The following is a 14,993-nucleotide window of genomic DNA, read 5'->3' on the forward strand; positions in this document are numbered from 1 at the left end:
CCCTGATGACGGAACGCCCACTGGCGCCCGGCCATCATCCATTGTTCTGCATCCAGCCCGGCAGCTTGAAGCGCACGATGGCCAGATAGGCGATCACATAGCTGACCACGAACAGCAGGCAAAAACCCACCAGAACGGGCGTGTTGCTCCAGAACAGCAATGCCGGCACCACGGTCAGCAGCGTGAAGGCCCACAAGTAGGGCGAAGTCCGGTTATTGCGGCGCAGCATGCGCCGTGCCAGATCGTCGTCGAACACGCCGCGCACGATGCGCCGGTAGATCAACTGGTGGAAATGCAGGGCATCCGCCATGCCCGGCGACATGCCGCGCATCAGCTTGCGGTAAATGGAAAACACCGTCTCCCAGACCGGATAGATCAGCAGCAGCATGGGAAACCATGGCGAGACTGCGGAATTGCGCTGCACCAGGGCAATGCTGGCCAGGGCAATCGCCAGCCCCCAGACATAGGCCCCGCCATCACCTGCAAACATCATGCCGCGCGGGTAGTTCCAGACCAGGAAGCCGCAGGTGGCGGCGGCCAGCGTCACCAGCATGGCGGCCAGGGTCCGGTCCCCCACCTGCAGTGCCACGTGGGCCAGCGCCAGGCAGATGATGGTGGCCACCATCCCGGCCAGCCCGTTGTAGCCGTCGATGATGTTGAAGGCATGGGGAAGGCCCGTCAGGGCCAGCACGGCCAGGCCCATGCCCAGCCAGGGCATGGCCGGACCCAGTGCCTGTTCCAGCCAGGGCCAGCCGAGCCGGGGCACGGTGAGGCCGCACAGCAAAACCGCCAGCACAGCGCTCAGCAGGGTGAGCACCAGCCGGTAACGCACGCTCAGGCGCTGCGATACATCCTCGATGACGCCGCCGACCACGGCCGGCAGCATGGCGGCCAGGCACACAACCACCCACAGCTGCATGCGCAGCGAGGAAGGATCTCCGCGCATGCTCAGCCAGGTGCCCACACCCCAGGAGACAGCCAGCCCGAGATACATCGGCACGCCCCCAAGCCGGGGTACCTCGCCGATGTGAAAGCGCTGCGGCTTGTCGTATCCGTAAGAGGACGTCGAGGACCGCCCGGCCCAGCGCACCAGCAGTGCACAGCCGGTGCAAGACACCATGAAGGCCAATACCGCCATCCAGATCACGATGGCTCCCCGTGCAGGCTGCGCAGCGAGGGCGCTGCCTGCGGCAGGGCTCGGGCCTTGCGGTAGGCCGGACGGCTCCACAGCCGCAGCAGGCTGGCCACGTGCCATGCGCCATGGCGCAGGCTGCGCCGGCTCGCCCTCTGACCCGCATGGACGACAGGCAACTCACCGCGCCGAAGCTCTCCGCCCAGCACCCGCAGGCGAAGGCACAGATCCACATCCTCACAATACATATAGAAACCTTCGTCAAACCCACGCAGCCGCATCCAGCTATCCCGGCCCAGCACCAGGCAGGCCGCATTGACCCATTCCACACGCTGCTCCACACGCCCGTGCAGCTTGCGTCGCAGCAAATTCCAGAAAGATGGCAGCTCCCGCTCGAAATCCTGCAGCGTGCCGTCTTCGCCGATCTGCGGGGGATAGGCCAGGGCCAAGCCCGGCCGGGCCGCCAGCGCCAGAAGCTCTTGCAGCGGCTCTTCCTGCGCTCCCCAGTACACGTCAGGATTGATCACGCAGACAAACGCCTCCCGGGCATTCGCCAGCGCCCGGTTGTGGTTGCAGCCAAAACCCAGGGGTTGCGCATTGCGCCGGATCTCAAGGACAAAAGGCCAGCCGGTCGCTGGAGCCAGGGGCTCCGGTTCGGGAATATTGAGCGTCAGCACCACGCGGGACATCGGCGCCAGGCGCGCCGACCCCAGGCATTCAAGCAGCCTCTGTATATGAGCGCCATGTCCGTGGCTCACCACCGACACGACCAACGATGAACCCATCAATGCCGCCCTTCAGATCTTCAAATTCCAACCCGCTTACCTGCGCCGAAAAAACGGCGGCTCCGAGTATTCAGCGGAAGGCGCCCGGAAGGCGTCAGCGGGTATGCCGTGATGCAAGGAAATGCAACAGCCGCACAAAATGTCATTAACCCGCCATGCCATGCAATCACTGCAGTGGCCGGGATTATGATGCGCGACAATCTGCCGCCCGGACTTCCGGGATTTTTTGCGCCTGGCGTGGACGTGCTCCGCCGCTCTCTGCGGACCGGCCACGGTCGACTGGCGCAGATGAATATGACGGGCGATCGATCCCTGCCCGGACCGCGCCTGGCACCTCATTTCCTATGACCACACCCATTCCCGATCCCCACGTCTACCTGCGCACCGTCGATCTGAACGAGCGCACGTCGCTGTCCGTGCTGGCCGGCCATGTCCGGGCCCAGGCGCACATACTGGATCTGGGCTGCGGCAGCGGCGCGCTGGGCGCCTTCCTCGCCGAGCACAAGCAATGCGTCTGCGACGGCGTCACCCTGAGCCAGGAAGAGGCTCGCCATGCCGCGCCCTTCTACCGCCATGTCCATGTGGCCGACCTGGAGGACTGCGACCTGGACCAGCTCTTCGGCGACGCGCGCTATGACTACATCGTCTGCGCCGACGTGCTCGAGCACCTGCGCCAGCCCGAGCGCATCCTGGCTGCCTGCCGCAAGCGGCTGACACCCGAAGGCCGTCTGCTGATCTCCGTGCCCAATGCAGGCTACAGCGGCCTGGTGGCAGAACTGCTGCACGGCGAATTCCGCTACCGCGAAGAAGGCCTGCTGGACCGCACCCACCTGCGCTTTTTCACGCGGCGCTCGCTGTCGCGCTTTCTGGCCGAGCAAGGCTGGCAGGTGGACGACATCGACACCATCGAGCGGGCGCTACCCGAATCCGAATTCCGCGTCGCCTACGACAGCCTGCCCCCTGCCGTTGCCCGCCACCTGCTGGCCACGCCCGATGCACTGGCCTACCAGTTCATCGCCAGTGCAGCGCCCGCCGCCCAGGCGCTGCCCATCGAGCCGCCGCTGAACTACCCCCAGGGGCATGCGCTGTTCACGGCCCAGCTCTACATGGCGCGCGCTGGCCGCTATGAGGAAGAGAGCAAGCTCTCCACCACCGGCATCATTGGCCAGGCACGTCAGACATTGCGCTTTGCACTGCCCGACCACAACACTTCGCTGAGCCATCTGCGCCTGGACCTTGCCGACCGGCCGGGCTTCGTCCACCTGTACCGGCTGGCCTTGCTGGATGGGCAAGGCGCCGTCGTCTGGCAATGGCGCCCCGAGGATTCGGATGCCGCCTTGCTGGGGCAACGCCCCCACCATCAGTTGGTGTGGAACGGGCCCCATCCGGCAGGCGCCTTCGCGCTGATGCTGCTGCTGACCGGCGATGACCCCTGGTTCGAACTTCCCATTCCCGCAGAAACCCTGGCCCCCTTGCGTGGCGCCTCACTGGAGATCGAGATGGGATGGCCCATGTCGGCCGACTATCTGGCACTGGCTGGGGCCGTGCAGCCGCTTGAGCGGCAGATCGCGCAGGAACGCAGCAGGGCCAATGATCTGCAGGATCAGTGGCACACACAGCGCATGCTGCTTGAGCAGCAGCATGCGCAGGATGTCCAGCAGTTGGAGGAACGCAGTGCTTCGATTCAGCGCCTGCAGCACCGCAACGCCCTGTTGGAAGACAGCCACCAGTCACAGAGCAAGGAACGCGCCATCTGGCAACAGGAAGCCACCCGCGTACAGCGGGACTTCGCACGGCTGGAACAGCACCTGCGCGACATCGAGAACTCCACAGTCTTCCGGGCCACGCGCCCTCTCGTCCACGCCAAGATGCGCATTGACCGCCTGCTAGGCCGCACGCCCGTGCCTGCCCCTGTCCTCCACACACCCGTGCCCCAGCCGATGCCGCAGCAGCCCGTCGATGTGATCGTGCCCGTGTACCGCGGCCTGGACGACACGCGCAACTGCATCGAATCCGTTCTGGCCAGCCCCTGCCGCACGCACTGGCAACTCGTGGTCATCAACGATGCCAGCCCGGAGCCCGAAGTCACGGCCTGGCTGCGCGAGAAGACGGCACAAGAGCCCCGCATCACCCTGCTGGAGAACGAGGAGAACCTCGGCTTCGTCGGTACCGTCAACCGGGGCATGGCGCTGAACACCGCCCATGACGTGCTGCTGCTCAACAGCGACACCGTGGTCGCCAATGACTGGCTGGATCGCATCCGCCAGGCTGCCTACGGCGATGCACGCATCGCCTCCGTCACTCCGTTCTCCAACAACGCCACCATCTGCAGCTACCCGCGCTTTTGCGAGGGCAACGACCTGCCGCCCGGCATGGATACGGCCGCCATCGACGCACTGTGCGCGCGCACCAACCCCGGCCAGGTGGTGGACGTGCCCACCGGCGTGGGCTTTTGCATGTATATCCGCCGCGACAGCCTGAACGCCGTCGGCCTGTTCGATACCGAGCACTTCGGCAAGGGCTATGGCGAGGAAAACGACTTCTGCCAGCGTGCCGCAGAGGCTGGCTGGCGCAACCTGCATTTGCTGGACACCTTCGTGCTGCACACGGGCGGCGTGAGCTTCGGCGAAAGCAAGAGCCCGCGCGAACGTGCCGCCATGGAAACCCTGCGCCGCCTGCATCCGCGCTACGAAGCCGATGTCATGGCCTTCGTCCAGACCGACCCTGCGCGCACGGCACGCCTGGCGCTGGATGTGGCACGCCTGCAGGCCGAGGCCGCATACCAGCCTGTGGTGCTGGCCGTGCTCCACGACCGGGCGGGCGGCACAGTGCGCCATGTGCGCGAACTGGCGCAGTTCCTGCAAGGCAAGGCACTGTTCCTCATGCTGTCCCCGGCCGCAGGTGGAGTCGTGGTCCTGCGCCGTGCCGAGGAGAAGGAAGCATTCGAGCTCGCCTTCCGCATCAACGACCAGATGGAGGAACTGGTGCAGGCCCTGCGCCAGCTGGGCGTGGTGCATGTGCACTACCAGCATCTCCTGGGCCATAGCGAAGCCATCCTGGACCTTCCCGCCCGTCTGGGTGCGGCCCATGACTTCACGGCCCATGATTTCTATACCTACTGCAAGAACATCTCGCTGACCGGCATCGACAACCGCTACGTCGTGCCGCCCCGCGCGGGGGAGTGCGGCTGCTGCGAACCCACGGACACAGCCCCCTATGCCGGCACCGTGGCCCAGTGGCGCCACCGCAATGCGCTGCTGCTGAACAACGCGCGCCATGTGCTGGCCCCCAGCCAAGACACGGCCAGCCGGATCTCCGGTTTCGTGCCCGGTGCCCGCGTCCAGGCGGTTGCCCACACCGACCTGCCGGCACAGTTGCCGGCCCCGGTGGCACACCCGCTGGCCGCCACGGCCCCGCTCAAGATCGTCGTACTGGGAGCCATGAGCGCCATCAAGGGCGCAGACGTACTGGAAGCCGTGGCGATCGAAGCCGCCAAGCGGGGAGCTCCTGTGGAATTCCATCTGCTGGGCTATGGCTACCGCAGCCTGCAGACCCAGCCGCGCGCACGCCTGACCGTGCACGGCGGCTACAAGGAAGAAGAACTGCCTGCTCTGCTGCAGTGGTTGCAGCCCGACCTGGCCTGGTTCCCCGCCCAATGGCCGGAGACCTACAGCTACACACTCAGCGCCTGCCTGGCCGCCGGACTGCCCATCGTCGCGCCCGACATAGGGGCCTTCCCCGAAAGGCTGGCGGGCCGCGACTGGTCCTGGGTCATGCCCTGGGACGCCAGCGCCGCCCAATGGCTGGACTTCTTCGCGCAAATACGCGAACGCCACTTCATTGAAGGGCAGCCACCGCAGCAACCCACCGCGACAGGGAGTGCGGCCGCCCAGCCGGGAGCCACTTTCTATGGCGACGGTTATCTCCAGGGGCTGCAGCCGCGCGATCAGGCCCTGCTCCAGCCACTGGATGCGGCCTTCCTGGCCACACATCGCCTGCAACGCCAGGACCATGCGGCAAGATCGGGGGCCTTGATCCTGCTGGCCCATCTGCGCTCGCTACCCATCCTGCGCGGCGTGGCCAGGCGCATTCCCGCTCACTGGCAGCGCCGGGTCAAGAATTGGCTGCAGGCCTAGGCGACGCCCAGGCAACGCCAGCCATCGCTGCACCATCCGGATGCAGGGCCGCTCCACGCCATACCATGACATCAAGGCCAGGCCCAATGTCAAGGCAAGCGACAGCAGCATGCAGATGCCCAATGACCAGCCCTCACGCAGGCAAATGGCCGTCATGGCCTGCTGGACGGGGAAGGCGTAGATGTAGACGCCATAAGAAAGATCGGTGCGCCAACGGTGGCTTGCGGCCACATGGCCTGCATGGGCAAGATAAAAACTTGCGCAGGCCACCAATCCCCATACTGCCACCTGGCGCATCCAGGTGCTGGCGGTGAGCAATGCGCAGACAGCCAGCACCAGCGCGGCTGCAGCCATCCATGTGCGATGGCGTATGCCATAGGCAGCCATCGTGCTTCCCAGAAAAAAGGGAACACCAAATCCGCAGAAGTCCCGCCAGCGGAACATATCGACCAGCGGGGTGTGGATGGCATCCAGGCCCTGGTCCCACCCCTTGACTCTGGCCATCTGCCACAAGATCGCCAGTACGCCAGCCATGAGGGGATGAATCCAGCGCTTGCCTCTTGCAAGCCATGCCAAGGTGGCCAGCACAAGGTACATCGCCAGCTCATACCGCAACGTCCACAGGGACCCGTTGACCGTATAGGCAAAGGGATTGGATTCGAATACGCCCGGCAGTATCTGAACCGTGGCCTGCCCTGTCATGTTGTTGATCAGATGACTCCAGGTTTGCGGTGACTGCCAGTACTGCAGCGAATCAAGCGAGGTCATCGCCCAGCCGATGACGAAAACCGAGAAAACCACGGCCATGATCAGGCCCGGAAAAATCCGCATCAGCCGCCTCAGCCAGAAGGCATGCCAGACCGGCTCGCGCATCCAACTCTGGCATACCAGATACCCGCTCATGAAGAAGAATACATAGACCGCAAGCGACCCCAGGCTGTGGCCGGCAAAGGGTTCGGCAAGACGCAGGCGGTAAAGAAACTCTCCGTGCGCAACAAACACTGCAAGCGCCGCCGTCAAGCGCAGCATGTCAAAGCGGTTCCCCCTCTCTTCAACGCTGCGCATGACACTCCCTTCTAGGTGCGGAACACCAAGTGTTTGAGCCGCAGCATCGGCGACTCGACCAAGTGCCAGGAGGCATAACCAGCAGCCAGCGCAAGCAGCCATGCAAGCGCCAGACTGGAGTGGAATGGCAGCTGAGGCCACAGTGCCTGAACTGCTTGCTGGATGGGACAACCCAGCACGTAGACACCATAAGAAGGATCTCCGAGTCGATGCAACCCGGAAAACACCCTAGAACGCATGGAACCCAAATAGATGAGCAGCGGCGGCAGCAGCAGCAGGCCGGCAGAGTGCTCCAGCTTCAAGCCAAAGAAAAGCACCCCAGCCACAGGCGCCAGGATCAACAGCAAGTTTCGACTATGGGCAGCAAAGGCAGGCTGCAACAGCGCGATCAGCGAGCCATAGGCGAAATAGGCCGGATACTCGAACCAATGAAACATGGTTCCAGCCAAATCGGCATTGCGCTGTGTCAGGAAAAAGACCAGATATCCGGCTGCGACCAGGCTGGCAAGAAGCCTGGACCGCATCACGCCCGATATGCCCAGTGCAGCAAGCACCACGTAGCACATCAGCTCCATGGGGATGGTCCACAAAGGGCCGTTCATCAACCCTGGCAGCGGATTGGAGGAAAACACGCCCGGCATGAAGGCGTAGTCCTTGATCAGCAGCAGATTGCGCCAGTGATCCAGGGTCTGCGGATGAAGCCAGAACTCCTTCAGTGGCAATGAAGTAAATGCCGGGCCGAACAGCAGCACGCCAGCCACAACAGCCACCAGCATGCCCGGCCACAACCGCAACAGACGCTTGGCCATGAAGGCCGCCGCCCGAGGATCACGCAGCCAACTCAACGTGACAAGAAAGCCGCTGATCGTGAAGAAAGTCATCACTGCCACGCCGCCCACCATGTCCGCATGCAGCCACGATGGCGGTCTGGTGCCCGTGATATGGAAATGATGGCTGTAAATGACTGCAGATGCAGCGGCTATACGCAGTGCATCAAAGCCATTGGAATATGCAGGCCGCACGGGTGAAGAGATCGTGGGGGCCGGCTCCTGCATGGCTTCGTCAGGTCTTGCCCAACAGCAGCAAAATCTCGTTGTTGCGCAGCCACTCCTCGGGGTAGCGCCCCACCAGCGTCTCGGGAATGGCCATGTCCACCTGGCGCCGCTCCTCGCGCAACACCTCAAAGCCGGCCTGACGAGCGATATCTACGAGCTCGTCTGCCGTCAACCGGTTCAGCGCCTGGTACTCCTTGAAGACAAAGCGCTTGTAGCCATCGACACCGAAATCGGCAAAGCCGAAGTCCACCTCGGCGGCGTCTAGCGGACCTTCATGCTTTTCGATGATGCTCCACAGTTCCTCCTCCGACGCCAGCAAGTGGTGCCAGGGCACATCGTCGTAGCGGCGCAGGTGCGAGCCCCAGGGAGAATGAAACAAGGGCTCGATCTGCAGGAAGAACACGCCTCCCGGGCGCAGGCAGGCATGCAGGTCGGACAGGATCGGCAGCACCTTGTCGCGCTGCACATGCTCGAAGGTAGACCAGCTGAGCAATCCGTCATAGTTCGCATGCCGGCCGGCCAATGGCGAATTCGGTTCGATGGTCTCGAAGCTCAGCGCAGCGGGAATGCGCGACATGCCCAACTGCTCGCGTGCAATGCGCGGCAGCTTGGCGTACTCCTGGCGGATATCGATGCCATGGATGGAGGTCGCCCCATGGCGCAATACCAAGGCTAGGTCGGTGATTCCGTCACCACAGCCAAAATTCAGCAATCTGGCTTGGGACAGATCCAGCGACCGTCCCAACCAGTCATGGACCAGATCCGCCGCATAGTTGAAATGCGCACGGAACCACTCATCGGTGATCTTGCCAGCATCCCATGGTGCCAGGCCGAACAGCCTCTCCTGCAAACGCAGCATCCAACTCATGCAATCGTCCTCTCTGTTCTATATACAGCGCTTACAGCCGCTGCAGCACATAGGCATCCTGGTGGTTCCAGAAATGCACAAGTGATCGATGGCGCAGCGCATCGGCGCCCCAGGTTTCGGCAATGCGATCCAAGACGAATTGCTCAGAAGTGAACGCCGTTCCATACTCATTGGAATCGATGGCATTCGACTCGCTGGACGGGGCAAAGAAAAATCCCTCGTCATCCAGCTTCACGCTGTCGAAATCTGCGGCCTTCATGCCGTGCGTGCTGAAAACCAGCAACCCGCCAGGAGCCACCGCATCGCGCAGCACCTGCAGCCAGCGCGTCCAGGTCGAGCGCGGCAGATGGCTGAACAGCGAGAGCACGAACACCAGTTCGTACTGCTGCGGCCAGCGTACCTGCTCTGGCACGCTGGCCGACGCAAAGCCCTTCACGCCGAAGGTCTGCTGCGAAAAATCCACAGCATCGACCACGATGTCCGAGACTGCGACCCGTTCCGCCCCCAGCGCCTTGACCAGGTGCCGCGTAAAGCGTCCGTGACCGCTGGCGAACTCCAGGACGCTGGCCGTGCGCAGCAAGGGTCTGTCCACAGCTTCCAACAGCAGCATCAGTTCCGACAGCGTGCGCCAACCGTCAGCGAAGTAGTCGCGCAGGGGATTGACGCTGGAAGGGTGGCCACGGAAGAAGCCGAAGATATCGTCCTGCGCAGAAATCCGGCAATCGAGTCCCGTCATGTTGGAAAACGAGCCCACAAGACCATTGGCCTCGATCAGGGAATGCGCCTCCAACAGGCTGTCGTCCATTTCGCGGGCACGGGCCAGGACCTGTGCCGCACCAGCCCGGTCGCCGCTTGCCAGCAATTGCAGGGCTTCATTCAGCAAACGCTGCCCATCGCTGATGGGAGTAGAAGAGTTGTCAGATGTCATGGGGTATGGAATAGGGAGACAGCCGAGCCGCTTGCGCGGGCGTGGCGGAACCGCTCAGCTCCAGTGGTGAGGCAGGCGCACCAGTCCAGGCAGGGGCTTGGGGAAAATAAAGCGCAGGTGCAGGAACTGGAACCATTCGTCATAGACGGCCAGCCCGGTTTCATCGAACAGAAAGGCGCTGATCACATAGTCTCCGCTGTGCAGAGGCAACTCGGGAAAGGTCAGCACGGTCTGCCAGCTGCCGTCTGGCAATTGCCGCGGTGCCGCACCATCCTCATGCGTTGCCAGCGAAGTGATGCCCACGCCCTTGGACTGCTCGATCATGAAGCCGATGTGCGGCCGCTCGTTGCCACGTCCTCTCGCGGTAATGGTCACGACCAGATCCTGGCTCTGCAGCAACCCTGGCTGATCCCCCACGGGTTCGGCCAGATCCTTCACATCCACGGACAGGATGCAGGCTGTGCCGCTGTCCACGGCAGCGACCGGCGCGGGAGGCACTTCATCCGCAGCAGGCGCTGGCACAGCGGACTCCCCTTCAGCAGGCAGCATCTCGCCGCACAAAGCCCTTTGCTCGCGCTCCTGCCGCTCGCGGGTATGTGCATCGTAGGCGGCCAGCACTGGCTCGGTCGCACCGAACTGCGCCACATGCCCGCCGCGCAGCCACAGGGCTGCATCGCAAAGATGGCGGATGTGATAAGGGCTGTGGGAACAAAACAGGATGGTGCAGCCGCTGTTGCGGAAGGCCATGATGCGCTCAATGCACTTCTTCTGGAAATGCTGGTCGCCTACAGCGAGCGCCTCGTCAATGATCAGCACATCGGGCTGCACAGCCGTCACCAGTGCAAACGCCAGGCGCACCGCCATCCCCGAAGAGTAGGTCTTGACCGGCCGCTCCAGTGCTTCGCCCAACTCCGCAAAGGCGGCGATTTCGGGCTCCAGCTCACGCATGCGCTCAGGGGAGATGCCAATCAGGCTGCCACCGAAATACAGATTGTCGCGTCCGCTGAAATCAGGGTGAAATCCCGCGCCCAACTCCAGAATGGCCGTGACCCGACCCACACGCTCTATTTGCCCGCAACTGGGCTGCAAGGTGCCAGCCAGCAGCTTGAGCAGCGAGCTCTTGCCTGCACCGTTGTCGCCAATCACACCAATGCACTGGCCTCGGCGCAATTCGAATGACACATCCCGCAATGCCCAATGGCTTCGGTGCGTGGCAACACCGGTCAGCAAGGCCTTGAAGCGCGCTCGCGGCGAGGGATAAAGTTTGTATTCCTTGCCCAGATTGCGCACACGCAGTACCAGGTCATCAGGCAATTCGACATGCTTGGCGTTCATAGCCAGTCCACCAGTTGATCACGGCTGCGTCGCACCAAGCCATTGAGCAGCACAGCCAAAACCAGAATCCAGAGGCCCAAAGCCGCCCAGACCGCCATTTGAGGCCACAGCCCCTGCAGCAGCACATTCTGGTAGCCAAGAACCAACGCCGTCATGGGATTGGCCCATAGCACCCAGCGCCAGCGCTCAGGGAACAAGGCCAGCGGAAAAAGAATGGGCGAGAGATAGATACCGACGGACAGAAAGAAGGTCACAAGCTGCCCCACATCGCGCAGTGCCGCCGTCAGAATAGCCAGCGCATAAGCCAGCAGGGCGCACAGCAGCAGTTGGCCCAGCAACAGGGGGATGAGTGCCACGAGCGACCAGGTCAAGCCGTGCTGGGGCAGATAAGCCAAGGCCACCAGCAACAACAAGGGTCCGAAGATCACACTGCTGGCCAGTACCGCCCGCATGGGAAACAGCACGGGCGGCAACGGATTCTTTTGCAGAATGCCACCCGCCTCGACCAGACTGTTCATGCCACGTGCCGTAGCGTCGCAAAACGCCATCCACGGCAAGGCGCCCACAACAAGAAACGCGCCCACGGCATGCGTGGGTGCGTTGTCGCCAAGGCGCATCGAGAACACCACGTCGAACACGAGGTAGTAGGCCGCCACGGTGAGCAGCGGCTGCAGATAGGGCCAGAGCACGCCCGCGGCCGTGCCTGCGTGGCGGGCAGCTACTTCGCGCCGGGTCATCACCCACAGCAGGCTGCGGGCCTGCCACAGCGCGCGGCATTCGCCGAGTAAAGAGTACATGCGTTGTTATGCGACAAGTGCCGCGCGCCAGAGACGGCGGCGGCACTTCAGTTCATGCCAAACCCGGCATTTTCGCCTATCACGACGTCATGTGCTCGCCTCGACGACAAAGCTTTCAAACGCTTGCAAGAGAGGGCCCCTTCCGCTGGACTTGCCCACGTCCTACGCGGACACCGAGGGCAAGAGATCTCTCCCTGAGAACTCTCGTTTAGGGCTTGGGCGTGTTCTCCGATACAAACGCATCTACCACCGCTTCATTGGTCACCAGACCCTTGCGGATTTCATCGGCTGCCGTAACGCGCGCATCCTGTGCCACAGAAGAACGAATGGTCTTGATCAAGTCATCGCGAACCTCCTCGAAAGGCTTGAGACCTGCCGGGCGCAACGCCTCCAGTTGGATGATATGGAAGCCAAATTTGGATTCCACGACACCGCTGAGTTCACCCGGCTTTTTCAACGCGAAGGCAGCCTGCTCGAACTCGGGCACCATGCGTCCTCGCTCAAAGAATCCCAGATCGCCACCACGCGCGGCACTTCCTGTATCGGCCGAACGCTCCTTGGCCAGAACGGCAAAATCGGCACCCTTCTTAATCTCGTCAAGCAATTGCTCAGCTTGGGTGCGCGCATCGGCATCCTTGCTGCTGATCAGGATATGGCGCGCACGAACCTGCTCCCCGGCCTGGAAGCGCTCAGGCTGGGCAAGGTAGACACTGCGAGCTTTTTTTTCTGCTGCTTCAACGCTCGGCATGTTCTTCTCATCCAGAGCAGCAAGCCAAGCCTCGGCCAGTACCTTGTCACGGGCCACCTGAAGGGCTGCCGCGACTTTGGGATCACGGTCCATGCCCAGCTGCAACCCCATTTGACCCATGCTTCGCAGCACGTACAAGTCAGATGCCATCTTCCTGACGTTTTGCGGTCGAGCCAGGATCAACGGACGAACATCAGGCGGTATGCGCTGAGCGTCTGCCTGCACATCCTGCTTCGTAATGGCAATACCCTTACCTTCTACCATCGCCTGGGGCTGTGCAATGGTAGTCGCGTTTGCCCCTGCTGTCGCATCTGCAGCATGTGTGACCTGGGCTCCCCAGACCGCCGCCATCATCAAAGAGACGGCACTTAAACGTCGAGTGAAAACAGTCATAAGTCCTTCGCGTAGATAAAAAAAAAAGGCGGGAGTTTCCTCCCGCCTTTTCTAGATCACACGGATGTGTGAAAGTGCCCGATTACTGAGCAGCGTTCACGTAGGCGTGGGGCCAAGTGATGCCGTAGGTGCCCGACGTGCCAGCCGAAGCTTGGGGGTTCGTCAGCTTCAGGAAAGCCGCGCCCAGAACGGGAGTAGCGTCACTGAAGTTCACAATACCCCAACCGTTGGTGTAGGGAGCTGCCACGTTTTGGCGAGCAACCGAAGCGGCCAGCGACGAGTTGTCGGTCGAGAAGGCCAGCACGCTGACTTCACCACACAGCTGGGTCTTGCTGACCGTGCCGGGCGAGAAGATGGCGCCGTCTTCTTGGAAGCGCTCTTCACGATCGAAGAAGGTCTGGCTTTGTGCTTCCACGCAGATCTGACCTTGCGTGTTCACAGACGTGTTGCCAGCAGCGCTGAAGATGTTGCCAGACACGCCTGCGTTCAGGAAGCGATAGGCAGTCTTGTCACCGACAGCACCAGTTGCGGGGATGGTGGCCACGGCCTGGTTCACGTCACCAGCAGCGTAGTTAGCAGCGACGGTGTAACGACGGGTAGGCATGGAGAACACCCAGTCGGTCTTGGCCGAGATGGACGTGTCATTGGCGTACTGGTTGATCACCGAGGTACGGGCCAGAGCGTTCGTCAGCTCGATAGCTTGAGCAGCAGCAGTAGCTGCACCAGCGTAAGGAGTCGACAGGTCAGGCACGTCGTAGTGTTGAGCAGTCAGCACTTGACCGATCATCAGCGGATCCGCCGTGTCCAGCAGAGCGCCGCCGGTCTTCTGGGGCGAGAACACGTTGTAAGGCGTTGCACCAGCCACGATTGCGGGGGTAGCGCCGGAGAACGTCGTGGTTTGTGCCACGTTCATCAGGTACCAGGAGCCCGTCAGACCACCACGCGAGGGAGTCAGGTCAACATTGGCACCAGTGGTCGTGCTCAGCGTGTAGTTGCCGGTGTTGGCCTTGACAGGCGAAACAGTCAGCGTGGCGTTCAGCACGGAAGAGGTGCAGTCAGGAGCTGCGCCGTTCTTGTGCTTGATAGCCGTGTACAGCGAACCGCCCTGGGGCACGTCAGCCATGCTCAGGATTTCAACATAGCCTTCGCGGGTCTGCTCAGCCTTGTTTGCGTCCGTCCAGCCCTTCTTCGTCAGGCGGTCGGTCACAAACTTGACGGGCACGCCAGCAGCGATCTTGGGCAGCGTGCAGGTGCTGTCGTTCGTGACCAGTTGGGCACGACCATCGTCAGCAGCCGTCACGGCAGCGGTCCAGACGTCGCCAGGCGACATGAAGACTTGGAAGTCCAGCACGTCGTCAGAGTTGGAAGCACCGCGGAAACGCACCTTCACGGCCTTGCCGCGGACGGTGTCGGTGTTGGTCAGGTGGAACACGGACATGTTGCCGTTCTGAGCGGTGTAGTAAGGCACCACCAGAATGTGACCCGTGCCGCTTTCGTTCACGGTCAGAGTCGACTGGGCAGCAGCAGCGCCCGCAAAGCCCAGGCCACCAACCATGGCAGCAATGCTCAGGGCCAGAACATTTTTCTTCATAAGAACTATCTCCAGTAAAAAGATAAGGTAGTTGCAACCACCACGATTGATCGCCAGGGAATCGTAGCACAGCCGGTTAGGCCCCCATACCGCTTTTCGGAGGCGCCCAAGTCTTGTTTTGAAAAAAAACAACACTTCCCTAGCGAGCACCGGATCAGGG

General features: G+C 62.4%; 11 protein-coding genes. 1 reads left to right on the forward strand and 10 read right to left on the reverse strand.

Going from position 1 to position 14,993, the window contains the following annotated elements:
• Positions 1 to 34 precede the first annotated feature (34 nt).
• Positions 35 to 1,138 (reverse strand): glycosyltransferase family 4 protein, encoded by a 1,104-nt coding sequence (locus AC57B5_RS15390; protein WP_012203250.1) that lies wholly within the window; start codon positions 1,136 to 1,138, stop codon positions 35 to 37.
• Between the two features lie 5 nt (positions 1,139 to 1,143).
• Positions 1,144 to 1,917 carry a glycosyltransferase family 2 protein gene (locus AC57B5_RS15395; RefSeq protein WP_013804212.1) on the reverse strand — a complete coding sequence of 258 codons (774 nt, stop codon included), beginning with the start codon at positions 1,915 to 1,917 and terminating at the stop codon, positions 1,144 to 1,146.
• A gap of 344 nt (positions 1,918 to 2,261) precedes the next feature.
• Between AC57B5_RS15395 and AC57B5_RS15400 the strand changes: the two genes are divergently transcribed.
• Positions 2,262 to 6,053 (forward strand): methyltransferase domain-containing protein, encoded by a 3,792-nt coding sequence (locus AC57B5_RS15400; RefSeq protein WP_496399856.1) that lies wholly within the window; start codon positions 2,262 to 2,264, stop codon positions 6,051 to 6,053.
• On the opposite strand, the gene AC57B5_RS15405 is transcribed toward AC57B5_RS15400, so the two are convergent.
• The 8 genes from AC57B5_RS15405 to AC57B5_RS15440 all read right to left on the reverse strand — a co-directional run bounded on the left by AC57B5_RS15405 (position 5,976) and on the right by AC57B5_RS15440 (position 14,833).
• Positions 5,976 to 7,118 (reverse strand): acyltransferase family protein, encoded by a 1,143-nt coding sequence (locus AC57B5_RS15405; protein ID WP_447916750.1) that lies wholly within the window; start codon positions 7,116 to 7,118, stop codon positions 5,976 to 5,978. The two genes, AC57B5_RS15400 and AC57B5_RS15405, sit on opposite strands and share 78 nt — an antisense overlap.
• Before the next feature lie 11 nt (positions 7,119 to 7,129).
• Positions 7,130 to 8,173 (reverse strand): acyltransferase family protein, encoded by a 1,044-nt coding sequence (locus tag AC57B5_RS15410; RefSeq protein ID WP_496399857.1) that lies wholly within the window; start codon positions 8,171 to 8,173, stop codon positions 7,130 to 7,132.
• A 7-nt stretch (positions 8,174 to 8,180) separates the two neighbouring features.
• Positions 8,181 to 9,041, reverse strand: a complete 861-nt coding sequence (locus AC57B5_RS15415) for an SAM-dependent methyltransferase (RefSeq protein WP_496399858.1) — start codon at positions 9,039 to 9,041, stop codon at positions 8,181 to 8,183.
• A gap of 31 nt (positions 9,042 to 9,072) precedes the next feature.
• Complete coding sequence (locus AC57B5_RS15420; RefSeq protein WP_496399859.1) at positions 9,073 to 9,969, reverse strand: class I SAM-dependent methyltransferase; 897 nt, start codon at positions 9,967 to 9,969, stop codon at positions 9,073 to 9,075.
• Positions 9,970 to 10,023: 54 nt separating this feature from the next.
• Entirely contained in the window at positions 10,024 to 11,304 is a 1,281-nt protein-coding gene (locus AC57B5_RS15425) for an ABC transporter ATP-binding protein (RefSeq protein ID WP_353178779.1), read from the reverse strand.
• A complete protein-coding gene (locus AC57B5_RS15430) occupies positions 11,301 to 12,101 on the reverse strand; it encodes an ABC transporter permease (protein ID WP_017405937.1) in 801 nt (266 codons plus the stop codon). Before AC57B5_RS15430 ends, AC57B5_RS15425 begins: the two co-directional genes overlap by 4 nt.
• Before the next feature lie 208 nt (positions 12,102 to 12,309).
• Positions 12,310 to 13,242: a peptidylprolyl isomerase gene (locus AC57B5_RS15435; protein WP_496399860.1), complete on the reverse strand. Its 933-nt coding sequence runs from the start codon at positions 13,240 to 13,242 to the stop codon at positions 12,310 to 12,312.
• A gap of 82 nt (positions 13,243 to 13,324) precedes the next feature.
• A complete protein-coding gene (locus tag AC57B5_RS15440; RefSeq protein ID WP_496399861.1) occupies positions 13,325 to 14,833 on the reverse strand; it encodes a cell surface protein in 1,509 nt (502 codons plus the stop codon).
• Between the last annotated feature and the right edge of the window lie 160 nt (positions 14,834 to 14,993).

This window comes from Delftia sp. BGA-UO-ETr-SB1 (assembly GCF_059567865.1).

Excerpts from the sequence above, each read along its gene's own strand:
- AC57B5_RS15390 (WP_012203250.1), bottom strand. The coding sequence starts at position 1,138 with ATGGCGGTATTGGCCTTCATGGTGTCTTGCACCGGCTGTGCACTGCTG.
- AC57B5_RS15395 (WP_013804212.1), bottom strand. The coding sequence starts at position 1,917 with ATGGGTTCATCGTTGGTCGTGTCGGTGGTGAGCCACGGACATGGCGCT.
- AC57B5_RS15400 (WP_496399856.1), top strand. The coding sequence starts at position 2,262 with ATGACCACACCCATTCCCGATCCCCACGTCTACCTGCGCACCGTCGAT.
- AC57B5_RS15405 (WP_447916750.1), bottom strand. The coding sequence starts at position 7,118 with ATGCGCAGCGTTGAAGAGAGGGGGAACCGCTTTGACATGCTGCGCTTG.
- AC57B5_RS15410 (WP_496399857.1), bottom strand. The coding sequence starts at position 8,173 with ATGCAGGAGCCGGCCCCCACGATCTCTTCACCCGTGCGGCCTGCATAT.
- AC57B5_RS15415 (WP_496399858.1), bottom strand. The coding sequence starts at position 9,041 with ATGAGTTGGATGCTGCGTTTGCAGGAGAGGCTGTTCGGCCTGGCACCA.
- AC57B5_RS15420 (WP_496399859.1), bottom strand. The coding sequence starts at position 9,969 with ATGACATCTGACAACTCTTCTACTCCCATCAGCGATGGGCAGCGTTTG.
- AC57B5_RS15425 (WP_353178779.1), bottom strand. The coding sequence starts at position 11,304 with ATGAACGCCAAGCATGTCGAATTGCCTGATGACCTGGTACTGCGTGTG.
- AC57B5_RS15430 (WP_017405937.1), bottom strand. The coding sequence starts at position 12,101 with ATGTACTCTTTACTCGGCGAATGCCGCGCGCTGTGGCAGGCCCGCAGC.
- AC57B5_RS15435 (WP_496399860.1), bottom strand. The coding sequence starts at position 13,242 with ATGACTGTTTTCACTCGACGTTTAAGTGCCGTCTCTTTGATGATGGCG.
- AC57B5_RS15440 (WP_496399861.1), bottom strand. The coding sequence starts at position 14,833 with ATGAAGAAAAATGTTCTGGCCCTGAGCATTGCTGCCATGGTTGGTGGC.